This is a genomic window from Maridesulfovibrio pacificus (SeqCode) (assembly GCF_048612815.1).
In the GTDB taxonomy this organism is placed as follows: domain Bacteria; phylum Desulfobacterota; class Desulfovibrionia; order Desulfovibrionales; family Desulfovibrionaceae; genus Maridesulfovibrio; species Maridesulfovibrio pacificus.
This window is the reverse complement of record NZ_JBLZNE010000001.1, coordinates 896,296-921,273: the sequence shown is the minus strand read 5'-3', so window position 1 is coordinate 921,273 and position 24,978 is coordinate 896,296. Positions and strand designations below refer to the sequence as shown.

Genomic DNA, 24,978 nt, shown 5'->3' with positions numbered 1-24,978 from the left:
CAACAATTTAGGGAGCCATGCAGATGAAAGTTGCTTTTTTTGCTCCTCATAAACCCATTGATCATCCGCTTCCTTCCGGGGATTTGATCATCGGGAAGACTCTGCATGATTTCCTGCGTTCCCAAGGCCATGAACTGCTCATTGCCAGCCGCTTCAGGCTTCGCCATATCACTCAGAAGCCTTTAAAATGGCCTGCTCTCTACCTTGAATTCAAACGCACCTTAAAACGGATTGAAGAATTTAAGCCAGATCTCTGGCTGACCTACCACAGCTATTACAAATCACCGGACCTGCTGGGGCCTTATATCTCCGAAAAAACAGGCATACCCTACGCAATCTATCAGGGAGTGTTCGCCACAAAACACCGCCGAAATTATAAAACTTGGGCCGGTTACATGGCGAACAAAAATGCCCTGCTTCACGCCGACCATGTCTTTGCTAACAAGACCATCGATTTCCACAATCTTTCTCGGATCATTCTCCCGGAAAAGCTTTCACGCACATATCCCGGCATTGAACCGGATAAATTCAACTATTGCCCGCAGGGCTCTGAAGAGATACGCAATAAATACGAACTGAACGGAAAAAAGATTATTCTCAGCACTGCCATGCTCCGTGAAGATGTCAAAGCTGAAAGCATCACTGATCTGATCAATGCTTTTGCTCCGATAAGCAGGAAAGTCCCTGATGCAATGTTGCTCATTGCCGGAGATGGAGAAGCACGCCAGCGTCTTGAAAAGCTGGCAGCCCAAAAAGCCGAAAATAGAATAGTCTTCCTCGGTCAGGTAAAACGCGATCAACTGTACAAATACTATAGTGCAGCGGATATTTTCGCCTACCCGGGAATAAATGAAGCGCTTGGTATGGTTTACCTTGAGGCCCAATGTGCCGGACTTCCGGTAGTGGCCTACTCGACACGAGGCCCTAAAGAAGCGGTTGTTCACGGGGAAACAGGATTATTATCCCCGGAAAAGGATATCCCGGCCATGTCTGCCAACCTGAATAGACTTCTCACTGACAACGGCTTGCGAAAAAAATTGGCAAAAACAGCTCCAAAACACGTAAGGAATAATTTCGACCTGAACAGCAACCTTCATGAAGTTGAACAAAAACTAATCACCATCAGCCACTGGAAAGATTAATGAAATCAGTAAAAATCGCATTTATCCGCCACTCGGTTACTGAATGGAATGAAGAAGGACGTATTCAAGGCCATTTCAATTCTCCGCTTACAGAACATGGACGAAAACTGGCTGCAGGCTGGAGAGATACCCTTGAACCGCATACATTTGATGCGGTGCTGACCAGCGATCTGGGCAGAACAATCGAGACCGCCAATATTATCACTGAAGGCCTGAATCTGCCCACCCTTCACCTTCCCGGCCTGCGCGAACAGGACTGGGGAGAATGGTCCGGTTTAACCATGGATGAACTGCATGCAAAATTTCCCGGCAAACTGGATGAAGAAGTCGCCAAAGGCTGGCATTTTACCCCTAACAACGGCGAGAACCGAACAGAATGCGCCGAGCGCGGCCTTAAAGCCCTAGAAGAAGGAATAAGCGAAGTTCTTAACACCGTAGACAAAGACGAAATAAAAATTCTGACAGTCGCGCACGAAGGTGTAATTAAATCAGTCATCTACAAATTATTGGACCACGACTTCATGCCCGAAGAAAGAAAACTGCTCAAAAGACGCAAATTGCACTGGTTGAACTGGAACGGCAAACTTTCCATTGAAAGGCTGAACGACGAGTTATGAAAATAATTCATTATTGCCAGCACGTGCTGGGCATGGGTCATTTTTTCCGCAGCCTTGAAATAGCCAAAGCTTTAGACAAGGAGGAAGTCCTTTTTGTAGCCGGAGGAGAACGCCCGGACCAACATCTACCACCCAATGTGGAATACCGGCAGTTACCCGGACTATGTATGAATGAAAATTTCGGAGGACTGATGCCCACCGAAGAAGGCCGTGACCTTGAAGAAGTCAAAGAAGAGCGCAGCGCTAGACTTTTTAAAATATTCGAAGAGGAAAAGCCGGATGTATTTCTCATTGAACTTTTCCCCTTTGGACGCAAAGCCTTCCGTTTTGAACTCCTGCCCGTTCTGGATGCCGTCAAAGAAGGTCAATTCGGAGACGTAAAGGTCGTCTGTTCCCTGCGGGACATCCTCGTGGAACGCAACGACGGAGGCAAACACGAAGCCCGTGTTGTAAAATACCTGAATAAATATTTTGATCTGCTGCTTATACATGCCGACCCGAAAATTGCCGCACTGGATGAAACTTTTCAGGCTTTCAAACAAATTGAAATTCCATGCGAATACACTGGTTTTGCAGCCCGAAAACCTGCAGAGAATAGGCGTGATGAAATCCGTGCAGATTTGAATTTAAGCACGGACGAAAAGCTACTCATTGCCAGTGCGGGGGGAGGTAAAGTCGGCGGACCGCTGATGCAGGCAACGCTGGAATCTTTCATTGGACTTAACACAGATAAATGCAGACTGCTGATGCTCAGCGGTCCATTTTTGAATGATGATAAATACGCTGCCCTCTGCGCCACTGCAAAACCATACAAGAATATAACCATTCAACGCTTTGCCAGTGACTTCACCGACCTGCTCTCCGCCGGAGATGCTATGATCTCCATGGCCGGATATAATACTTGTATGGATATCCTTACCTCATGTATTCCCTCTGCAGTATTTCCCTTTGCCCAGAATCATGAACAACGTATGCGCGCGGAAAGACTTGCGAAGTATATACCGTTGAAAATTCTTGATTCAACTGACATGCCGACAATGACTACAACCATAAGTGACCTGCTAGGCCAAAGCCGCAACAGGACTGATCACGGCATCAATCTGAAAGGCGCGAGCAAATCGGCAGATTTAATCAGAGATCTAAGGAAAATTTAATGTCCTGCAGACCCGTTTCAGCAATCTGGAAGAATAATCTTTCCACCCTCACAGAATCCTTTGATCTCTGGTGGGATGATTTCATCGCAAGTATTCCGCACGATGGTTGTGATGTATTCTTCAGAGCTGACGATATCGGCTATCCGGGTAAACAATTTTCCGCCATGATAAAAATATTTAAAGAGCACAACACCCCTCTGGCCTTGGCTGTTGCCCCTTCATGGCTGAACGAACAGCGCCGGGACATGCTCCTTGAAGAATTAGGTCCTGATTTAAAGCTGTGGGCTCTGCATCAGCACGGCTACCGTCACATGAATCACGAGCAGACCGGCAAGAAATTCGAATTCGGGCCCTCTCGCGATAAAAATGCAGTCGCCGGAGAACTATGCAGAGGTAAAGCCAAACTGGGCAGGCTGCTGGGCAACAACTTCAGTCCCTTATTCACCCCGCCATGGAACCGCTGCTCAGCAGAAACAATGAAAAGCCTTGTTGAACTAGGCTTCAGTGCTATTTCCAGAAGCACCAATGTTTACCCGAATCCTCCGCAGGAACTGCCGGACATACCGGTTAATATTGACCTGCACACAATAAAGGAATCTTCCCCTGAGCAAGGACTGAAGACTCTGCAAGACCTGATGAAAGAAGCTGGCAAATCCGGCTGCGCGGGTTTTATGCTCCATCATCAGCGTATGAATAAAACCTCACAGCTTTTCCTCCATTACCTGCTCGGTAAAATAAACATCACTCCCGGCTTGCGCGTAAAAGACATACGTGACCTTCTTTAATTACATTGCTGTAATCAAATTTGCAGCTTTGTAATACTCAAAAAGCATAATCCACTGTATCCTCGTCGTAATAAAAACTTATAACGAGGAAGTAGTGCTGGACTTTGCATTTTCCCTTTGCATTTCAGCCCGTTTCAGTTATTTATAAATAGCTGACAGCTAAACATTCACTCATGATTCACGGGGGCGAATCATGAGATCAGATACATTCATATCTACCGAGCAAGACATGTCGAAAAAGAAAATTCCATTCCAAAATCAAAACGATCAGCCGGATATTGCGGCTCAAGTCGTTCTGCCATTTAAAAAGTCCTTTGAAATCAGTGTAAAAAGCCTAAAATCACGTTTCTTACGAAACATGGTCACCGTAACCAGCCTGATTCTGGCAGTCTCTTTTCTGGCTTATGTTCTCGTGGGTGCGGATATATCCAACGGACTCTATAACTCAGGCGACCCCGGACTGATCAAGGTACTGGATAAATCCGGCTATGAACCGGGCGGCAGTGCCAAAGAGCGCTGGATCGTCATCCTTTCGCTGCTGGTTTGCACCGTTGGAATCATCAACGCCCAGCTTATGGCTGTGACTGAACGCTTCCGTGAAATCGGGACTATGAAATGCCTCGGCGCACTGGACAGCTTTGTTCTGCGTCTATTCCTGCTCGAAGCCTCAATGCAGGGAACAACCGGAGCTCTGCTCGGATCTTTATTTGGAGCAATTATCGCAATCCTCGTTGGCATGCTCCGCTTTGGATTTGATGCCTTGACCATGCTTCCTGTTGATGAAGTCGGTATGTCACTCCTTTATTCCATTGGCGTAGGCTTCGGGCTTAGCCTGCTTGGTGTAATGTATCCGGCTTTCATTGCTGCACGCATGCGGCCCATTGAAGCCATGCGGGTGGAAGAATAAATTCCAGAAACCGAATAAATTTCAAACGGAACAACAACTTTAATATAAAAGGCGAGAAAAATGGCCGACCAGCACACCATCGTCCGGGTGACCGGAGTTAAGCGAAATTTCAAACTCGGCAGTACTGATGTTCAAGCACTTAAAGGAGTGGACCTTGAAATCTTTGCCGGGGAATATCTTTCCATTATGGGGCCTTCCGGTTCCGGTAAATCCACTCTCTTCAACATGATCGGCGGGCTGGATAAACCAACCGAAGGCAAAGTCTACATCGATGAAGTGGACATTGCCCAGCTGGATGCCTTTGAACTCGCATGGCTGCGTAACAGAAAAATCGGATATATATTCCAGACCTTCAATCTCATTCAGGTTATGACTGCGCTGGAAAACATCACCCTGCCCATGATCTTCGCCGGAGTACATAACGACGCCGCAGTAGCCAAAGGCATAGAACTGCTTGATCTTGTCGGACTCCACAAACGCTACAATCACAAACCGCAGGAACTTTCCGGAGGTCAGCAGCAGCGCGTCGCCATTGCCAGAGCGCTGGCCAACGACCCGGCTATCATCCTCGCGGACGAACCCACCGGGAACCTCGACCTTTCCACCGGGGAAGAAATCATCAAACTGATGAACGAGCTTAGTAAGGAGCGAGGTGTGACCATCATCACCGCAACTCACGACTACAAAATGCTCAACGCCTCGGACCGGGTTGTCTGGATCGAAGACGGATTGATCAAAAAAATTGAACACCGCGACCAGCTCAACATCGACGTGGGCTGCATCCGCATGGCCTGATCACCGGAGGCACCCGTTAATGTCCATACTGTCATCTGAAAATATCCTTCCGCGCCAGCGCAGCAGAATTGCCATATTCCTGCTGTCCGCTCTACTTATGCTATGTGCAGGAGCACCCGGAAAGGCCTATAGTTCAGCTGAATCCATTCAGCAGACCATCACAGATCTTGCATCTTTCGGAGACCGCTCTTTCGGTTCCTTGGGCGCAAGAAGAGCTGCCGATTATATTGAAATGAAATTTGAGGAACTCGGTGATTTCAAAACCGGAAAACACCTTTTCCTCGCTCCGACCATGACTGCCGAAGATACTGTCTTCAGTATCGACAATGGAAAACAGATCAATATCAGACCTGCCAAATTCAATGCTATTTCTCCACCCGCAACTCCTGTTGAGGGTCTCAGCGGACCGGTCGTTTACGTGGGCAAAGGCAGACTCAATGACTTCAACGGACTTCCGGTCAAAGATGCCATTGTGCTTATGGACATGGATTCCGGCAAGAACTGGCTCAATGCTGCCAGTCTTGGGGCATCAGCCCTTATTTATGTTGATAACGGTCCGACCTTAAAAGGATTTTTCGAAGAAAAGCTGGAGCTTTCGCCTCTGGATTTCCCCCGTTACTACATGAGTGCTGAAGACGCACACAATGAGCTGGGATTCGATGCAGGAATCGGAAATAAACTTATTGCCGAGTCCGGAAAACTCAAATCGCAAAGCAAATGGAAACGGATTGAAGCTGAAAACGTATACTGCATGATTCAAGGCAGTGACCCCGAAATGAACGAGGAGCTTATCGTAATCGAAGCTTTTTTCGACAGCTCCTCATATGTCATGGGGGATTCACCGGGGGCGGACGAAGCCCTTTCCATTGCCTCGCTTCTTGAAATCGGCAAAAAAATGGCCGCCAATCCGCCGAAACGCTCGGTACTGCTTTTGGCAACTACCGGACATGCCCAGTCTTTGCGCGGCATAAGGGAATATGCTTCTGCTGTTTCCGGTAAAAGCAAGACACTCAAAAAGATTAAGGTGGAACTGCGCAACAAAAAGAATGATGCATCTAAAATCCTTGATGGCCTTGAGCTTGATAATCCGCTTGCGGCTGAGCTAGCTGTTGAGAATCCGAAGCTTTTCACTTTGCTCTACGAAACCCTGAAGAACCAGATCAAAGATGAAGTGGACATTGTCAGTAAGAAACTCATGCAGCTCAGATTGCAGGAAAATGCTGATCAGGCCAGAATCGATAAACTGGATGAAAAACGCAAACTTCTGCGCCGAATCTCATGGAAAACAGATTACTCCAACCTGCCATCTGAAGAAATGGCGGCAGTAAAAGACCTTTTTCCTCAGGTAAGAGAAAAGATCCGCAAGACCAAGCAGGATGTAACACAACAGCTCAGCGCGATTAAAAGTGCCCGTGAATTGCGCAAGATCGTGCGCTCGAAAGAAATGGTCTGCGCTATATCACTCCATCTTTCCAGCCATGGTGAGGGAGTAGGAGCTTTTAGCGAAGGCTGGTTCTATGAACTTCGCCCGAGCATCAACCTTTCACGTACATTTTCACGCATAAATGACATTCTTGAAGACGCTGTACCGGAAGTGGAAAAACTTACCGGTACAGACGGGATGTACAAAGACACCCTGCGCCCGGACCGGACCCGCCCCTGGCAGACATGGTTACTTGACCAACCGCAGTTCAGCAGTGAAGTCGCCACTATGTCCGGCAAACTCGGATTCACATTTGCCACTGTAAACGATGGGCGCGAATACTGGGGAACCCCTTTCGATACCATTGAAAATGTGAATTGGGACAACATTGAAAAACAGGCCGAATTCACAGAAGGACTAATCCGTAAGATTTCAAACAGCGAAGGCCCCTTAACCACCAAAATGCCGCGCAAAGGCTACGCCATGGTCAACGGCAAGGCCCGTTTCATCCGTCAGGGTGAACTTTTCGCGGACCAGCCTGCTCCCGGAGCCGTCTTCATGGCTTTTCAGGGCAAGACCAGATTTTATGCCCTGTCCGATTCCGAAGGCGATTTTGACTACAAAGGAGTTGCCTCCAAGAAACTGGTTCAGTCCAAACTTATCATCGAAGGTTATAAATACAACGATGACGGCAGGATTGTCTGGGCCATTGATAAGGAACAGACAGGTAAAAATGCCTACAGGCTGAAAATGCGCAGATTGGACATGGAAACCAAGCTTGTTATGTTCGGTTGCCGTCAGACAACCCTGTTCGACCTGCTGACCCCGCGGACTTTCCGCTATATGACCAAAGTGGAGGTATTGGACGGAACTCGCGATGCAGCGCCCATGCATTACTGGTACAGCCGTATTGATACCCGCTCATCAACCATTGCAAGTGTCTTTCTTGAGCCGGATATCCCGTTGAAGATGACTCTTTCCGATACGGTTCTGAACCGCAAAATGATCCTCATTCAGTCCAAACCGACTGATCCGGCAGGTAAAGGATACAACCTCAAGGAATGGCCCATTATCCCGGCGACCGACTATCGCGCGGCAAAGGATATGTGGACCCTGCTTGATCCGCGCATAAAGAACCTTGAATCGCACGGCATAGTAAACCAGCAGATCAGGACTCTGGAACAAAAAGGGACCAAAGCCCTGGCCGAGGCGGAAACAGCATGGAAAGAACAGCGCTACGATGACTTCATGACCAATGCCCGCAGCGCTTGGGCACTGGCCTCCAAGGTTTACCTTGATGTGGACCAGACCCAGAAAGATGTGCTGGTTGGGGTTCTCTTCTATATCGCCCTGTTCATTCCTTTTGCATACTGCATGGAAAGGTTGATTTTTTCATTCGCGGATATCCACAAACGGATCGTAGGCTTTCTGGTAATCCTTTTGGCAGTTATTGCGGTTATCTACTCAGTGCATCCGGCCTTTCAGCTGACCTACAGCCCCATGGTTGTAATTCTGGCTTTTTTTATTCTCGGCCTCTCAATTATGGTTTCACTGATCATCTTTTTCCGCTTTGAGAAGGAAATGATCCAGCTTCAACAACGCGCACATAAAACCCAGACCTCCGAGATCAGCAAATGGAAGGCTTTTACCTCCGCATTTGTCATCGGGGTCAGCAACCTGCGCCGCAGAAAACTCAGGACCTTTCTAACCTGCCTGACCCTTACTATCCTGACTTTCACCATTATGAGCTTTACCGCGGTAAAATCTCTGCGTCAGCACACTTACGTGAAATTCAGCGAGAACAAGCCCTACCATGGCCTGTTCTTAAAGAATCTAGGCTGGCATGACCTACCCCGAGAAACACTAGGCATTGTCAGCAACGACTTTGACGAAAACGGCATTGTTGTTCCACGCGGCTGGATGGAGCTGAAAGACAAAACCACATCTGCTATCACTCCTGTAAGTTTCGATGGCAAGCAGGAAGAAGTAAAAGGTCTTGTCGGTCTTGGCGCTAAAGAGCCACTTGTCAGTGGAATCGACAAGATTCTTGTGGACGGCAACTGGCTTGCCCCCAACAAAACAAACCAGATTCTGCTTTCTCAAAAGATAGCCTCCCGTCTCGGTGCATCTGCCGGAGACATCATAAATGTATGGGGAAGCAAGTTCGTATTAACAGGTATCTTTGACGGCAAAAAATTCAGCGAGCACACCGACCTTGACGGAGAACCCATGACACCGGTCATCTTTCCGTCCGCCGCAGCACAGGAGCTTAGTGAAGTTGAAGCTGAAGCCATTGAATCCGGTGAAGATATCGATACTTTTCAGGGCCGCTATACCCACATTCCCGGTGAGGTTACCGCCATCATCCCTTATGAAACCCTCATGGCAATGGGAGGCACTCTCAAGGCAGTGGCAATCGCACCTGTATCAGGAAAATTCTCAACGGAAACCGTAGATAACATGACTGACCGATACGGACTGCCGATATTCTCTTGCAGTAAGAGCGGTACGTACATTTGTCAGGCCTCTGACACCATGAATTATTCGGGTATGGGCAACATAATGATCCCGTTGATCATTTCCGCCTTGATCGTTCTTAATACCATGATAACCAGTGTTTATGAACGTAAAAAGGAAATTGCGGTTTACACTTCCATCGGAATGGCCCCGACTCATGTCTCATTCCTGTTTATTGCCGAGGCCATAGCCTTTGCTGTAATCAGTGTGGTGGTCGGTTATCTGATAGCACAGACAGCTTCAGGACTGCTGGCCGGGACACCTCTCTGGGCAGGCATGACCGCCAACTATTCTTCCATGGCAGGAGTAGCTGCAATGCTGCTGGTTATTGCCGTAACCCTTATTTCGGTCATCTACCCCTCCAAGGTAGCGGCAAACATTGCCATTCCGGACGTCAACCGTTCATGGAAGATGCCGGACACCGATACCAACACCATCGAAGCACCGCTGCCCTTCCTGCTCAAACATGCTGAGCAGCAGGATGCAGGCGGCTTCCTGCTTGAATACCTTGAATCACACACCGAGGTTTCTCACGGCTTGTTTTCCACTTCAGAAATCGAAGTAAACTTCAGTCAGGAACCTTTGCCGGAATCAGTCTGTAATTTGCTGGACGGATGCCCGGACCACATAACCTGTTTCCGTTTCAATGTGCGGGTCTGGCTTGCTCCATTTGATTTCGGTGTAAAGCAGATGGTCGAACTTCGTTTCAGACCGGCCACAGCTCATCCGCAATTTCTTGAAGCTGTCCTGTTCATTACCCGCGAATCTGGTGAAATAGGTGCATGGAAACGATTGAATAAAGACTTCATCAACGCCATCAGAAAACAATTCCTGGTCTGGCGTTCACTAGACCCGGAAAAACAAAAGAGCTTCCGCGAAAAGGTACCGGAAATGATGGCCTTCGGTTTTACCGGACTGAATACTAGTAAAAAGCTTGCAGACCTCTAAATATAAGGATTCCTCAGATGCATGGTAAAATAAGGAAAAGAGCGATTCTGCTGGGCACCTTCTTCGGGCTGCTCATTTGCGCTTTTACACCTTTTAACAACACCTACTTGAACGCGACCCCACTGGCAGGTGGACATTTCCCGCTGGCGCCGTTTTTCATATTGGCATGGCTGACCGCAATCTGCGCACTGCATCGTAAGGTCTTGCGTTCTCGCCCGCTGCTGACCGGTCTTGATCTGATGACCATGTGGATCCTTATGGTCATTGTCTCCGGCATTTCCTACACCGGATTAGCCAGAACTTTTTTCATCAACCTGACCGCACCTTTCCACTTTGCCACTATAGGCAACAGATGGAAGGAGATGTTACAGCCGCTACTGCCGGAATCCCTGCACCCCACCGATCCCAAAGCAGTGGAGCAGCTATACAACGGTATCAAAGGAGGTCCATTCATGGGCAACCTTGAAATATTCAATTCCATCCCTTGGGGATCATGGCTTACTCCGCTCATGTGGTGGGGAGCTTTCATCCTGCTATGCTATTTCATGATGCTCTGCCTGACTAACATTTTCAGCAGGCAATGGGTGGAAAATGAACGCTTGAACTTCCCTCTTCTGCAGCTGCCCCGTTTCATGGAAGAAGCCATGGATCAGGGATTATACGGATCATTTCTTGGAAATAAATTTTTCCTGATCGGACTGATCTTCTGCATTTGTCTGCATCTGATCAATGGTCTGCATTTCTACATTCCTTCAGTGCCGGAATTTCCGACCCTGCTTCTCGCCGGTAAATATTTTGCTAAAACCGGACTGTTTTCAGGTTTCCACAAGCTTAAAATCTACTTTTATCCCGCATTTGTAGGATTCGCCTTTCTGGCTTCAAGGCAAATTTCTTTCAGCTTCTGGTTCTTTTTCCTGCTTGGTGGATTGTTTTATGGAATCCTGAGTGCATCAGGTCTGAACATTCCCGCCTCCGCTCTGGGCGTAACCTTCGGCCCGACCCTTACACGACCGGAAGAAACCCAGATGATCGGGGCCTACCTTGTATTTTTCTTTTTTATCATCTGGCTGGCCCGCCAACATCTCAAACAAGTCATCAAGGAAGCTTTCGGAGCGGACTCTACTCGCGGCGAAGCAGAATGGATGTCCCTGCGCTTCTCCTTTTGGGGTCTTGCAGTTTCCGGCCTGCTGCTCACTGCATGGTGCGTATATTTCGGTATCCCCATGCTGGTGGCTGTAGTTGTCCTGCTGGCATTTTTCATATTTACGCTGGTGGCATCCAAGGCAATCTGCCAAGGCGGCATCGCTTACTTTACCTTGACTGCGGCGCCAATTGACTGTGTAACCACAATTTTCGGTTCTAAGTTCTTCGGCTCGGTGGGAATCGCCATCACCGCCATATGCCAGAAAATTCTTTTTGTTGACCTCAGGGAATCGCTTATGCCCTCATTGGTGCACGGCTCCAAGATCAATGAATGGATCAGAAATAAACGGCTTTTCCTGCTTGGCATAACCATTATCCTGCTGCTGGGTGTAATCGTATCTTTCGGGGCTATGCTTATGGTCTGCTACAAGTATGGTATCCGAGAATTACAACTGGACTGGGCAACCCGCACATCCATGAACGTCTACGACAACGTAGCCCGTATAATTCAGGAGCCTGCAGCAACTTCCCACTGGGTAACCACCTTCGCCACTGTGGGCGCACTGGTTATGTTTGTACTGATACTGGCTTATAACAGACTGCCGTGGTGGCCGTTGCATCCCATCGGATACTTGACCGCCTACAGCTCTGCCATGAAAATTCTCTGGTTCAGTTTTTTCCTCGGATGGATTTGCAACCAGCTGACCCTTCGCTATGGCGGAGTGGGATTATTCAAGCGGGTCCGTTATCTCTTCTTCGGCCTGATTATGGGTGATTTCCTAATGGGCGGAGCATGGGCTCTTTACGGACTTTACGCAGGACAAAGTTATCAGGTTCTTCCCGGCTAAATCCAGTTAACAAGCATAATGAGACATACACATGCATAATGATAAAGAGCTACAAGAATATCGGGATCTACTAAAAACCCCGACCCATTTTGAAGAGGGCTTTGACTGGAAAACCGTAGTCGGTGCCATCTTCATCGGCTTCCTGATGATGCCGGGAAGTATGTACCTGCAGTTAGTCATCGGTCAGGGCATCGGCCCTGCTGCCCGCTGGGTAACCATCATTCTTTTCGCTGAAATTGCAAAACGTTCATATACGGAACTGAAACAACAGGAAATATTCCTGCTTTATTACATGGCCGGAGCGGCGCTGGCCTCGCCATTCTCAGGTCTGCTATGGCAGCAATATTTGGTGCAATCGGACGCAGCGCGCATGCTGGGCCTGACCGAATTCATCCCGACGTGGGTTGCCCCGCAACCGGGATCAGATTCTCTTATTGAGCGAACCTTCTTCCATCGCGACTGGCTTATACCGATTTTGCTGCTGGTAGGTGCGCAGATAGTACAGCGAATTGACCATTTCGGATTGGGATACGCCCTTTATCGCATCACATCCGATGTGGAAAAACTTCCCTTTCCCATGGCTCCTGTCGGTGCTCTGGGTACCATGGCTTTGGCTGAATCCACCGAAGAAAAAAAGGCCAGCTGGAAATGGCGGGTCTTCTCTGTGGGCGGAGTCATAGGGCTGGCATTCGGTACAATTTATGTACTCCTGCCCGCTGTTTCGGGATTATTATTTACCGAGCCGATCAGGATTATTCCCATCCCGTGGGTTGAGCTTACGCCCTATACGGAAAGAATACTTCCAGCCGTTGCCACCGGTATCCAGTTTGACCTCGGTCTATTCTTTATCGGTATGGTTCTACCCTTTTGGGCTGTTATCGGCGGTTTAATCGGTATCATCATTACTTTTGTTGCGAACCCGTTTCTTTACGAGCACGGCATCCTGCACCGCTGGCATCCGGGTATGGAGACTGTTGAAACAGTCTTTGCAAACAACTTCGACTTTTATATGAGTTTTTCCATCGGTCTCGGTCTGGCTATCGGTCTGATCGGTATCTGGTACGTGGTCAAATCATTCCGTGGAGAACATGCCAAGCACCGGGAATCGTGGAGTAAACTTTTCGAACCGCCGGAAGGACGCGGGGACATCAACTTCTGGGTCTCCATCGCCATCTATGTATTCTCAACACTTGCCTATGTAGGTATGAGTTTACTGCTGGTACCCAATTTCCCGTGGATTTTCTTTCTGCTCTACGGTTTTATCTACACCCCGGTAATTTCTTACATCACCGCTCGAATGGAAGGTATTGCCGGACAGTTTGTCAGCCTGCCGCTGGTACGAGAAGCAAGCTTCATCGCCGGAGCAAAATTCTTCGGTTATCAGGGCATTGAAATCTGGTACGCACCGATCCCGATCCATAACTACGGTGAAGCGACTGTTCATTTCCGCGAAATCGAACTGACCGGAACATCCATTCGGGGTATCATCAAGGCTGAGCTTGTGGTTTTTCCGGTGGTTATGGTTGCCAGTCTACTCTTCTCGCAATTCATCTGGCAACTTGCACCCATTCCTTCATCAAACTACCCTTATGCACAGGAACTCTGGCACCTGCAGGCCCTTAACACCCTGCTCATGCAGACATCTACCCTTGAAGGCAACTCACTGTTCTTTCAGGCCCTTAGTGGCCCGGTAGTGATGGGCGGGATCAGTCTGGGACTTGTGCTTTACGCCATACTTAATTCGCTAGGATTACCGGTCCTGCTGGTATATGGTGTTGTCAGAGGACTTGGACAAAGCACCCCCCACGGATTTATTCTGGAAGTTGCCGGTGCTTTGATCGGCCGATATTTCTTCCAGAAAAAATACGGAGCCATGTGGCGGCAGTATGCCCCGGTTCTGCTGGCAGGTTTCTCCTGCGGCATGGGTTTGACAGGTATGTTTGCCATGGGTTGCACTCTTATCCTTAAATCGCTAGGAAAAATGGCTTACTAATCAAATCCGACTCTTTGTTTAAAACAATTCTGAAAAAGAATTAAAACTTTGCGGATGATTGGAAAATGTTTTAGGTAACCTTGCTTCGGCTTGATTATCCGCATTGTATTTGCATCAATATGATTTTCGACTTTCCATACAGTTAGACGGAAAGTTTTCCATAAGGAACAGATAATGGATTTTAAGAATATAGCTTGGGACGGCATCAGTTTTGAAATCCCGTCCAACTTCGAGGTTAGCGGAATTGATAAAAAGTTCCTGCAACTCGACAATGGAGAGTATCCTTGTATTGAACTTCGCTGGTATGATGCCGGCAGAACGTATAAGGAAAAGACGTATTTCAGACAGCTTGCCAAAAAAATTGAGGCGTCCTCAGGGCTCAAGATAGAATCTACAGTCCTGCCCTCTTCATGGAAAGGACCGCTTAAAAAATTCGATACTACTGGCTTTTACTGGCAGTCTGATCTCGCTACAGGCCGCGGGGTTATGTTCTACTGTAAGAATGCTTCTAAAGTCATGCTGGTGCAATTCATCGGCAAATGTGATGACCAGATCGACGATGCTGCGGTAAAATTATTTAGCAGCCTCAAATTACACGAATCGGATTCTGAGCGACTCTGGCAGATTTACGATATGAAGGCAGCTCTACCAGGATCAATGGACCTCGAATCATTCGAATTCAAGCCCGGTAGATTCAATATTACTCTCACTGACCAGACAGAGACCATAGAACTTTTCCGTTTCAGCCCTGCCGATGTGATCCTCAAAGACAGCACTCTCGGAGAGTTTTCCAGAGAACTTTTCAAAGATGATATTAAAGCATTAGGACTTTCCATAGCTGAGCTTGAATACGACAAGGGAGCTACCTGTATGTTCGGTCAGGAAAAGAGTCCTTCTGCCACCAAACTTGCGCTGGCTAAATTAAATTCTAAACGCCGTCCATACGGACAGATTGAAATCCGCTATACGCAAGAAAGCAACCGCATTATGGCTGTGATGGTCAAATCACGCCAGCATATAGCGGAAGACAGAGCAAAAAATATTTTCAGGAATTATGAAATTATTCAGTAAGAAAAAACTAGTTGTTCCCGAAATGACCAGGGGCGAAGCCATGGCCTGCAAGCCCCTGAAGAACCGGAATATAACTGAGAAACGCATGGAAAATGGGCTGATAATGCTCTCTTATCCATTGCGTCTGAAACCGCTTTTCGCTGATGTGGCAAAAAGATTCGGAATGTGGAAAGACGGACATGCTCCCATAAAAAAATTGGAACTTGATGAAATGGGAACTTTGGTCTGGGATATGATTGACGGAAAAAACAGTGTCCGCAAAATAGCAGCTGCTTTTGCACAAAAATATCAGGTTCTGCCCCGCGAAGCAGAAGTTGCAACAGCTTCATTTCTAAGAGATTTAGGAAAGCGGGGTCTAGTCGCTTTCAGCAACGAAAACACCGGGACAAAATAGTCCGCCCGGAAAAGATACTAACAAATCAAAAAATTTTAACTGCAAGTCAGTTTGATATATTCCTCAAAACTGACACCATTCCAGACTTTGCTCACCCAATAGGCAGAAGCCCAGATCATCAATGCGGTGGAATGTACATCTGAAAGACGTTTCAACTTAGCCTCAAGATTAGGCCAACTCACACCGTGATTGTTGTGTACACTTTCTGTTTCACAAGCTTCTTCAACCTGCAAAAAAAGATATGCTCCTTTGCATTGGTTGGGCAGAATTTTCACTCCCTGATAAGCTTCCAGAACTGTTTTCAATTCAGCGACATTCAGCTCCTGAGCAACTGCACGCATGGACTTAAAAAACATATCCACAGCCCAAGGCAAAATAAATTCAGCCCCTGCACTCTTGGTCTTGAAATAGTTCTTAAGCCACTGCTCATGATCATGTGTGATTCTAGCTGCAACCTGCGGCATCTTATCCTCCTAAGAATACTCCTCTACTGATAACACTCACTTAATAACTATATTAAACAAATATATCAAGACTTTTTCTAGAAAAAAGCCAAAACAATCTAGCGATCAAAGCTCTCTCTTATTTGCCTGAAAAGACTAAACAAAAGAGCACCGGGGACAGCTTTGCCGTTGATTTCCATGCTATCAATACGAACAACAGTATTCTTATTCGGTGTTATATTTTCTTCGGTCACAAGCACAATTTTTTTCTGCGAAGACTGCACTTCACTGGCATCAATAACAAGAATCCATTGACCATCCTTTTCTTGCCACTCAAGATCAACACTCATATGCGAGTTCACACTATTCTCAAGTAACTTGACAAAATCCTCCAAAGAAAAATGCTTCCGCCCCTTCCCGGATACACCGAGATACTCTCCCTCGGAGTTACGAATAACTAAAGGGCGCTCTAAATAATCTGATGAAGGAAATGAAGATTCATCCGGTCCGGATTCTCCCGCCCGCAACAACCTGAACAACTCAGCGCGATCACGTTTCAAACGACCAATCTCCATGGCCATATCCAGAATTCTCTCGTTTGTTTCTGCAGAAAGCTTGCGTTTTTCTGTCCGAAGCACTGAGACCTCTTCGCGCAAATCGCGCAATTCAGCCTGGAAGAGAGCTTGATTGGAGAGCAAATCAGAGACCTTACCAAGTACTGACGACAACCCCTTTATCACCGTTTCCATATCCGAACTGGACTCAAGTCCGGCCCCATTGATCAACTGTTGATCATTTTTTATGTTTTGTACTAACATACCAAACTTTAAACTTAATTCATTTTCAATTTGTTCAGTTGACCAATTCATTCCATACATCTCACGTATCCTCCTGAAGATTTCAACTACCTCTACAGAGTACTTCTGCCTACGCCCAGAGTCACCTACTGAAGGCAAGAACTTCGAGTACTTATCCTTATAGTAAACCACAGTTGACGGAGGAATACCCAACCTCCTGCCAACCTCTCTCAAACTTAAGTACTGATTTGACATACACCTTGCTCATTTGTTGTTCATTAACTAATTAAACAAATAATAAACTACCATATAAACTAAGTCAACATGCAATTGAACAATATAATGTTCAATAGTTTAAACAATTTGATCAACTGATCAAACAAATCATCACCACAAAAACAACATAGACAAACCAAATTCAATGATTATCTTTTATGTATAGATGGAAAAATCTCGACGGAGGGTATGTGGAAATAGAATCAAAACAAAATAAAATATGCGAACTGAGTCGCCTTACTAAAAAAAGATTATAGTGCGTACAGTGACGGAGTAACATCCCACAGCCACGTAGCGTGGCATGCGCACTTTTCTCTTGCCCTGCCTAATACTTCGGGTGTATTTAAAGCTAAGGAGAGACGGGTATTTTCAGCCCTAAATATTAAGCACCACAAGATGTTAGAAAAAATCAAGACCACAAACCTTCAAGAAGGCATGTTTGTCGTTTGTTCAGCTAATGGCTACCCCAGTCTGCCTGCCGAGCTTTCCAACCATGCAGTATCCTCAAAAGCAGACATCTCTGCCATTCTGCAGCTAAACATTAATGAAGTCTTGATTGATTCTGAAAAAAGTTCCGTTATCAATTCATTTCCCCAGACTACATACTCCGAAGAAATTCTCTTTGCCCGCGAGGCATACAACGATGCCCTAGGTTATATTCAGAGAATATTTGAAACAGTGGAACAGGAAGGCTCGCTTGAAATTTCTGAATACAAAAAAGGCGTAAGTCCGCTGATTGATTCTATTGACAGAAACAATAGCGCTGCAGCAAGCCTTACCGTATTGGCGCGTGCGGACAAATACCTATACACCCACAGTCTGAACACTGCGATTCTCAGTGCAATACTTGGACGTTATATCGGGCTTTCGAGAGAAGCGGTCGAAGAACTTTCAATCACCGCGATGCTGATGAATATCGGTCAGCTTTGGCTGCCGAAAAACCTTATGGACAAGAAGGGCAAGTTATCTAAGGATGAATTCCAGAAAATTAAATTTCATCCATTAAAAGGATGCGAATACCTTTCCGGGCAAAACTCACCTCAGAACATCATTAACTCAATAAAAGCACATCATGAAAAATACGATGGATCAGGATACCCGCAAGGATTGTCCGGCAACGACATTCCTCAGTATGCGCGGATCATCTCCATTTGCGACTCATATGACGCACTGACATCAGATCGCCCATACCGGGAAGCCATGACGCCGAACTCGGCCATTAAACATCTCTATTCCATGGCAAATACGTCATTTCATCCCAGATATCTGGAAAGCTTCATAAAATGTGTGGGGATTTATCCTGTAGGCTGCTTTGTAAAACTATCCGACGGACGTTACGGCGTGGTAGTGACCAACACCCCCAAGGCCCCGCTTCTGCCTCAAGTGAAGGTAGTATTCAGCAGTAGATTCAGAGCTATTCATCCTGAATTTATAGACTTATCCAAGTGCGGCAATGACGCAAAGGGTGAGAGTCTTGAAATTATTGAGTGTATTCACCCGAAGACATTCAAGCTGGAACTGGATAGATTTCTTTGGTAACAGTCACTGCTACACAAATATAACTTCAACACGATCAACATAATCCCTAAGCACCTTCAATTCAGCCTGGACCTTTTTCTGGCGGTTTTGCGCTGCGCTGCTTTCTATTCTTCTGCCTATATCCCCAAGATGTACAAAGCCATAATTCAAGGCCGAGCCTTTGATGTTATGACCTATACGCGCTGCAACAGACATTTCCCCTATCGCCAATGCCTGCTCCAAATCCTTGATCTCTTTTTGGGTTATCTCCATAAACCCCGGAATAAGACCCTGTAGATCTTTATCTATTCTCTCGACAATTTTTAATCCCATACAGTCCCCACCCGCATACTTAGTGCCACTTCAAACAATTCCTACAAATTTTAAAATGAAAAAGGGTACCGCTTTTCAGCGATACCCTTACTATTATCAACTAGATCAGCCGTAGGCAAAAACTAATTACCAAACGACTAATTATTTCTATTCATTATTCTTCAAGCTGCTGAATACCATCCAGTTTCCACATTCCATCGGAGCCTACAGGCTTTACAAAATGCCATACCTCACGCACCTGCGAAGGCTGAGACTGAGAGGAATCTTCGCGAAGAAGAACATCATAGTAGACAGTAACATGGTTAACGCCGGCCTCTTCCTTGACTTCCAGCAGTCTTGCATTGACCATCAATATGTCAGTCTGAGACGGACCGGGATCTTCCTTGGCCTGCTGCTTGATTTCATTTACCACGCCGGCTGTTGCAAACTGCTCAATGTCAGCCATATCACGGCTATCCCATGATTTCTGGAGACGGGTGTAAACTGCTTTTGCTCCTTCAAGAAAATCCTCTTCGTCAAACCCGGCAGGAATATTGACAGTAGGACCGCTCTGCTGTGCTGCAGCCTCAGGAGCCTGCTGTGAAGAAGGTTTGGAAGAAAGATGATCCCACGCGTTCTGTGCTGTCTGCTCCCTGCGGGCATACGGATCAGCATTAGTATTGTTCTGGTTCGGCTGAGAGTAATCAGGACCACGCTGATAATTACCCTGCCTATACATATCATCAGTCCCACGACTGCGAGACTTGAAAAATTTAAATCCGAGATAAACAAGCAGACCGATGATCAGGAGGTTGAAGAAACCGCCTCCCATTCCACCGAATCCACCAAGCATGGAACCGAGAAAAGTACCGGCCAGCAGACCGCCGAGGAGTCCCATACCGGGACGGGCAATGCCGCCCTGCTGTTTGTTAGCACCGCTTGCTTGCTTCTGGGAAGTAGCTGTTGATGTCGGTTTATTGTAAGTTTTTGAAAAAGATGGCTTGCTGCCGAAGGATTTTCCCCCGCCCATTCTTTTCGCATCGGCATCACCAGCCATAACAGCCAGCAGGCAGACAACGGTAAGAGGAAGAACCAAATACCCGAGTAGTTTCATCTAATACCTCATTTACTTAAGTTATAAAAAAAGACCGCGACCGAAGCCGCAGTCCTTTAGATAATTACGCTAACGCCACCTGTCCAGCAATATCGGAATCATTCCATACTTTTTTTCAGAAATCCGAGCTCAACCATTGCCTCACGTATCTTTTCCACATCGAGAGGCTTCGTAAGATAAATAGAAGCTCCACCTTTATAGTACGCTTCAACCACATTGGAAGGATCATCAAGTGCGCTGGTCATCATAACCTTGGTTTCAAGATTATGAGGAATTCCGTGTTCTTTTTCTATCTCACGAATTTCTTTCAAGGCTTCCTGACCATCCATTTCCGGCATCATAATATCCAGACAAATCAGGTCATAACGACTACCGGACTCCAAAGCGTCAATAAAAGCCTGTAGCGCTTCGGCACCATTTTCAACGGCATCACATTGGCCGTAGCTCGTCATCACGTGTGTAAGATACTTCCTGCTCGCAAGCTCATCTTCAACAATTAAAATCCTCATATCGTCTCCTCATCCCATTGTAGACTTCAATAGCATTCAATTAAAACACACTGGAATTATATATGCAATTATATACACAAAATTATCAGTTACGGTTTATGTTGCGCAGAGTTGAAATGAGGGGTAATTATTCACAAAAAAATCAACAGGACGTATTCATGATCGAAACCATATCATCCATATTTTCATTTATATCAGGAAAATACGAAGCCAATCCCCACTGGGACCACTGGCCCTTCGGTCCGGGGTACGGGGACTTCTGGGCTTCCATTACTAAAATGCTCTTCGTCGCCGCAATACTCGGTGTAATTATAATTTTCCTGCGTGTTCTTTTTGGTCCCAACGGGAAGTTCAGAGACCCGGACCTCGACCGTGAAGCAGCTGAAATGCGCGAAAAGGCCTTGGCTCAACTTGAAGAAGACCTGAAATCAGGAAAAATTTCCGAGATCGACTATAAATTCAAGAAAAAAAGAATCCTGCTGTAGACAGATGACGCATTTAAAAGAAATTTTCAGCCAATTCGTCAGTCCGTTCCTTCTGAATGCAAACGAAAAGGAACGGCCTGACATTCAGCTGAAAATCGACCATTCATTTGATGTTTTCGAAAACAGCCTGAATATCTGTAAATCCCTTTCGCTTCCGGCGGAACTGGTTGAAACGGCCCGGATAGCGGCTCTTTACCACGACACAGGAAGATTCCCGCAATATAGTGAATACAGAACATTCAAAGATTCGGAGTCCTGCAACCACGGAACTCTGGGTGCCAGAACTGTTTTGAAATACAAGCTATTGAACGACCTGCCCAAAAAACAGCGCAACATAATCCTCGGCGCCATTGCACTGCATAACCGCAGCGCACTGCCCTCTTTCCTCTCTGACGAACTAAGAATTTGCACTGAAATAGTCCGCGACTCGGATAAAATAGATATCATCAAGGTTTTGATTCCGCACCTGACCGGGGTTGAATCAGGAAATGAAGTTCCGCTCATGGGACTGGAAGAAAGACCGGGTGAAATAACACCTGCTGTTCTCCAAGCTGTAAAAGAAGGCCGTCAAGGTGCCTATCAGGCTATGAAGTGTTTGAATGACTTCCGCCTGCTTCTGCTCAGCTGGGCCTATGATCTGAATTTTGAATGGTCCCGCAAGGAAATGATCAAACGCGGATACGTTGAAACTCTCATGGGCCAGCTTCCTGACACAGATCAGATACATGCACTTCGTAACCCGATAATGGAACAGCTTAACTCTTGATCGATTTTATGGAATAATGAAATTCAAGATCTCTTGTCATTCGTAAATTCAAACTTACCTTTTCAGTTAGACTTTATAAAACACAACAACTTACCACGGACAGCTAGAATATGACCGAAACCAATTACGACATTATCATCCTGGGGGCAGGCCCAGCGGGACTGCAGGCTGCCATTCATTCAGCAAGAAAGGGACTCAAAGTACTTATCCTTGGTAAAAACGACAAGAGCAGCCTCTGGTGGGCACACATTGAAAACTTCTGCTGCACACTGGAGATTTCCGGTGAACAGATTCTTAGAACAGGACAACAGCAGGCCGAGAGTTTCGGTGCTGTGTTCTTCAACGAAGACGTATTGAAAATCAAGAATCCGGACCTGATGGACCTCAGCGGTGGCGGTTTTACCGTGACCACCGAGACCAAAGAGTTCAAGACCAAAGCGATCATTATCTGCACCGGAACCACCCGCAACAAACTCGGAGTTCCCGGTGAAAAAGACCTTTTCGGCAAGGGCGTGAGCTATTGCGTGGAATGCGACGGCAACTTCTTCCGCGGAGAAGAAGTGGCTATTGCAGGCGGAGAAAGTGCCGCTGCGGGAGGAGCACTCCACCTCTCCCATCTTGCATCCAAGGTTCACCTTGTTTCAAAGGAATTCAACTTTGCCCCTGAGCTTATGGAAAAGCTCAAAGCCGCAAACATCATCATTCACGAAGGTGCCGAGGTTGAAGAAATTACCGGTGAAAACGGTGTTGACGGTCTGGTGCTCAAGGATGGAAATAAACTCGATGTAACCGGCGTATTCATCGAACTGGGCGCAAAGGGAGTCATGTCCCTCGCCGCAGAGCTTGGAATCCAGCTTGATGAATCCATGAAGTTCATTGAAACAGACAAGCAGATGCGTACCAATGTTCCCGGCATTTTCGCAGCCGGAGATATCTGCGGACCTCCGCTGCAGATGGCAAAAGCCGTCGGCGAAGGATGTGTGGCTGGTTTAAGCGCAGCAAAGTACGTCCGCAAAGCTTAATTCAAACCGGCGACCAAAGGAGATAATCCCCTTTGGAATACCTAATAACAAACCGGGCTGACCTTCAGGTCAGCCCGGTTTTATTTTAACGTTCTGAGTAAATAGAGTTAGGGTATAGAACCGTCTTTCCGGCAAATTCACCTGAAATATCTTCAGGCAAAACTCCTATAGTAGCGATGATATTGTAGCCTGCCCCCTGTAACCCCTTGCGCACTTCCTCACAATAATTTGCGCCTTCCGGATAGTTAGGCGGCAACATGAACAATTTCTGCCAGCCGGAAAATCCGGCCTTGGACAAATTCTCCATTAATGGAATCCGGAATCCTTCTGATCTATAGGAAACCAGAAAGACCGGGATATTCCTTTGCAGCAGGAATTCGAACAGTACAACCGAAGGTTTAACCGCCGGAAGAGAACTTAGAATTACATGGGACTCTAAATCAACATATGCTGCTGCATTCTCTGAAAAACCCTGCTTCCTGCGCGCTTCATAGGTGGATAACAAGACATCCTCCACCACCATCACAACAGCAGGATACTTCACTTGCTCCTGAATAGACTTGACCGCAAGATCAGCTACGGACTCCGCCTTATGCGAAACATCTTCCTTGTACTTACCGCTCTCGTGATAAGCGATAATTCGTTCCCGCACATCAGGTAGTGAAACCATCTCCGCAGGAGCCTTGACTATAGGCTTTTTCGAAGCAACACACCCGCTGACGCAGAACAGCACCAAAAAACAACAAATCAACCGCAACTTCAAATTGTTTCCCTCCAGCAAAAAATCCGGTTTAAGGGAAATTAGCACAAGGAAGTCACTGCCGACAAGTATGTCTTATTGAACTATTTGTTTTTCCTGATGAAAATAAATGCTCCAGCAACTGCGGTAAATGGAGCTACCGTTACCAGCCCGAAACTGCCCACAAGAGTCTTTAGGATTTCTGCGGAAACATAAACAAAGTTGAAGGTATTAATCAGCGGAACCCCTTGAGCCATAAAGGCCATAAGCAATGTTATAAATCCGCCGGAATAGGCCAGCAACAAAGTGGTGGTCATGGTTCCCACAACTGCCCTGCCAACCCTGATCCCGGATGCAAGGGCCTGCATATGGCTGATTTGTGGATTAGCACGCACAACTTCATCCATACTGGCCGCAACATCCATTGCCAGGTCCATAACCGCCCCGGAACAGGCCAGAAAAACCGCAGCAATGTAGATACGGGTTAAATCAAGGTGACCGAAACCCGAATAAAGCAGAGTCTCCGCAAATGGCATTACCGCACCGTGTAAATGCAACTCCCCGGTAAAATATATCGCCAATAGACAACTTGTGAAAACACCAAGAAAGGCTCCCAGAAAGGCTACAAAACCCTTGCGGTTCAATCCGGCAACCATGAAAATGATAACCGCGCATAGTCCTGATACCACCCCCAGAGTGATCCAGACCGGATCAACACCTTCGAGCAAAGCCGGAACAAGCAGCTTCCAGAGCACCAATGCAGTGAACATGAATGAGAACAAGGCCTTGGCCCCGGTCCAGCCACCGAAGACAAGCAGCAGAAAAGAAAAAAGCAACAACATAGTCAGCTCAAGATCAATACGGTAATGATCCTGCGGCACGGCATACATCGGTTTTCCCTGAATATCATATGTCACTACCGCAAGGGCCTCGTCACCGGGGACAAAAAACTTATCCTTATCCATCTGACCGAGAAGCTCATTGGTTCCGGTAAAAAACTGCCCCTTAAACCGACCTTCAAGGATCCTCATGGTCACAATTTGAGGGCCTGTTTTTACCATTCCGAACTGGTCAATATCCGAATTGTCAACGGAAACAACTTCCGCCCGACAACGCTCGGCATTTTCCGCTACACGCTGGTCAAATTCAGTAGGAATGAAATATAGAATGGCGGTCAACACTGCAAAGACAGCGACAAGAATGAACTCTCTATTTTTTAATAATCCGGACATATTCTCAGGGGTTGAAATTTATCAGATA

General features: G+C 46.8%; 22 protein-coding genes. 15 read left to right on the top strand and 7 right to left on the bottom strand.

From position 1 onward, the window contains the following. Positions 1-23 precede the first annotated feature (23 nt). The 11 genes from ACNI23_RS04410 (at position 24) to ACNI23_RS04360 (ending at position 15,737) form a co-directional block, all read left to right on the top strand. A complete protein-coding gene (locus ACNI23_RS04410; protein ID WP_420247001.1) occupies positions 24-1,142 on the top strand; it encodes a glycosyltransferase family 4 protein in 1,119 nt (372 codons plus the stop codon). Continuing rightward, positions 1,142-1,759 carry a histidine phosphatase family protein gene (locus ACNI23_RS04405; RefSeq protein ID WP_420247000.1) on the top strand — a complete coding sequence of 206 codons (618 nt, stop codon included), beginning with the start codon at positions 1,142-1,144 and terminating at the stop codon, positions 1,757-1,759. The genes ACNI23_RS04410 and ACNI23_RS04405 overlap by 1 nt, the downstream gene beginning before the upstream one ends. Further along, on the top strand, positions 1,756-2,913 hold the full coding sequence (locus ACNI23_RS04400; RefSeq protein ID WP_420246999.1) for a glycosyltransferase family protein: 1,158 nt from the start codon (positions 1,756-1,758) through the stop codon (positions 2,911-2,913). The genes ACNI23_RS04405 and ACNI23_RS04400 overlap by 4 nt, the downstream gene beginning before the upstream one ends. Further along, a complete protein-coding gene (locus ACNI23_RS04395) occupies positions 2,913-3,698 on the top strand; it encodes a polysaccharide deacetylase family protein (RefSeq protein ID WP_420246998.1) in 786 nt (261 codons plus the stop codon). The genes ACNI23_RS04400 and ACNI23_RS04395 overlap by 1 nt, the downstream gene beginning before the upstream one ends. Positions 3,699-3,927: 229 nt before the next feature. Next, entirely contained in the window at positions 3,928-4,605 is a 678-nt protein-coding gene (locus ACNI23_RS04390; protein ID WP_420250553.1) for an ABC transporter permease, read from the top strand. Positions 4,606-4,665: 60 nt separating this feature from the next. Then, a complete protein-coding gene (locus ACNI23_RS04385) occupies positions 4,666-5,400 on the top strand; it encodes an ABC transporter ATP-binding protein (RefSeq protein ID WP_420246997.1) in 735 nt (244 codons plus the stop codon). A 19-nt stretch (positions 5,401-5,419) separates the two neighbouring features. Then, a complete protein-coding gene (locus tag ACNI23_RS04380; protein ID WP_420246996.1) occupies positions 5,420-10,288 on the top strand; it encodes an FtsX-like permease family protein in 4,869 nt (1,622 codons plus the stop codon). 17 nt (positions 10,289-10,305) lie between these two features. Then, positions 10,306-12,279 carry a DUF6785 family protein gene (locus ACNI23_RS04375; protein ID WP_420246995.1) on the top strand — a complete coding sequence of 658 codons (1,974 nt, stop codon included), beginning with the start codon at positions 10,306-10,308 and terminating at the stop codon, positions 12,277-12,279. Between the two features lie 31 nt (positions 12,280-12,310). Next, positions 12,311-14,272: a peptide transporter gene (locus ACNI23_RS04370; RefSeq protein ID WP_420246994.1), complete on the top strand. Its 1,962-nt coding sequence runs from the start codon at positions 12,311-12,313 to the stop codon at positions 14,270-14,272. Between the two features lie 174 nt (positions 14,273-14,446). Further along, on the top strand, positions 14,447-15,343 hold the full coding sequence (locus tag ACNI23_RS04365; RefSeq protein WP_420246993.1) for a hypothetical protein: 897 nt from the start codon (positions 14,447-14,449) through the stop codon (positions 15,341-15,343). After that, a complete protein-coding gene (locus tag ACNI23_RS04360) occupies positions 15,327-15,737 on the top strand; it encodes a PqqD family protein (RefSeq protein ID WP_420246992.1) in 411 nt (136 codons plus the stop codon). The genes ACNI23_RS04365 and ACNI23_RS04360 overlap by 17 nt, the downstream gene beginning before the upstream one ends. A 35-nt stretch (positions 15,738-15,772) precedes the next feature. Here ACNI23_RS04360 and ACNI23_RS04355 read toward each other — a convergent pair whose 3' ends face one another. After that, positions 15,773-16,201 (bottom strand): hypothetical protein, encoded by a 429-nt coding sequence (locus ACNI23_RS04355; protein ID WP_015851631.1) that lies wholly within the window; start codon positions 16,199-16,201, stop codon positions 15,773-15,775. Positions 16,202-16,299: 98 nt separating this feature from the next. After that, the gene (locus ACNI23_RS04350) at positions 16,300-17,232 is read right to left on the bottom strand and encodes a MerR family transcriptional regulator (RefSeq protein ID WP_420246991.1); all 933 of its coding nucleotides are present in this window, start codon (positions 17,230-17,232) and stop codon (positions 16,300-16,302) included. 417 nt (positions 17,233-17,649) lie between these two features. On the opposite strand from ACNI23_RS04350, the gene ACNI23_RS04345 reads away from it, so the two are divergent. Further along, entirely contained in the window at positions 17,650-18,792 is a 1,143-nt protein-coding gene (locus ACNI23_RS04345; protein ID WP_420246990.1) for a cyclic di-GMP phosphodiesterase, read from the top strand. A 9-nt stretch (positions 18,793-18,801) separates the two neighbouring features. Here ACNI23_RS04345 and ACNI23_RS04340 read toward each other — a convergent pair whose 3' ends face one another. From ACNI23_RS04340 to ACNI23_RS04330, 3 genes are all read right to left on the bottom strand, one after another. Next, a complete protein-coding gene (locus ACNI23_RS04340; RefSeq protein WP_420246989.1) occupies positions 18,802-19,104 on the bottom strand; it encodes an Hpt domain-containing protein in 303 nt (100 codons plus the stop codon). Between the two features lie 154 nt (positions 19,105-19,258). Then, a complete protein-coding gene (locus ACNI23_RS04335; protein WP_420246988.1) occupies positions 19,259-20,197 on the bottom strand; it encodes a Tim44 domain-containing protein in 939 nt (312 codons plus the stop codon). A 98-nt stretch (positions 20,198-20,295) separates the two neighbouring features. Further along, positions 20,296-20,706, bottom strand: coding sequence for a response regulator (locus ACNI23_RS04330; protein WP_420246987.1), 411 nt, complete (start codon positions 20,704-20,706; stop codon positions 20,296-20,298). Positions 20,707-20,864: 158 nt separating this feature from the next. Here ACNI23_RS04330 and ACNI23_RS04325 point away from each other — a divergent pair, with 158 nt between their 5' ends. The 3 genes from ACNI23_RS04325 to ACNI23_RS04315 all read left to right on the top strand — a co-directional run bounded on the left by ACNI23_RS04325 (position 20,865) and on the right by ACNI23_RS04315 (position 22,979). Further along, complete coding sequence (locus ACNI23_RS04325) at positions 20,865-21,191, top strand: SHOCT domain-containing protein (RefSeq protein ID WP_420246986.1); 327 nt, start codon at positions 20,865-20,867, stop codon at positions 21,189-21,191. A gap of 4 nt (positions 21,192-21,195) precedes the next feature. Continuing rightward, positions 21,196-21,957: an HD domain-containing protein gene (locus ACNI23_RS04320; protein ID WP_420246985.1), complete on the top strand. Its 762-nt coding sequence runs from the start codon at positions 21,196-21,198 to the stop codon at positions 21,955-21,957. A 110-nt stretch (positions 21,958-22,067) separates the two neighbouring features. After that, positions 22,068-22,979, top strand: coding sequence for an NAD(P)/FAD-dependent oxidoreductase (locus tag ACNI23_RS04315; protein ID WP_420246983.1), 912 nt, complete (start codon positions 22,068-22,070; stop codon positions 22,977-22,979). 85 nt (positions 22,980-23,064) lie between these two features. Here ACNI23_RS04315 and ACNI23_RS04310 read toward each other — a convergent pair whose 3' ends face one another. Beyond that, positions 23,065-23,742 carry an HAD family acid phosphatase gene (locus tag ACNI23_RS04310; protein ID WP_420246982.1) on the bottom strand — a complete coding sequence of 226 codons (678 nt, stop codon included), beginning with the start codon at positions 23,740-23,742 and terminating at the stop codon, positions 23,065-23,067. An 80-nt stretch (positions 23,743-23,822) separates the two neighbouring features. After that, on the bottom strand, positions 23,823-24,950 hold the full coding sequence (locus ACNI23_RS04305) for a YibE/F family protein (protein ID WP_420246981.1): 1,128 nt from the start codon (positions 24,948-24,950) through the stop codon (positions 23,823-23,825). Positions 24,951-24,978 lie beyond the last annotated feature (28 nt).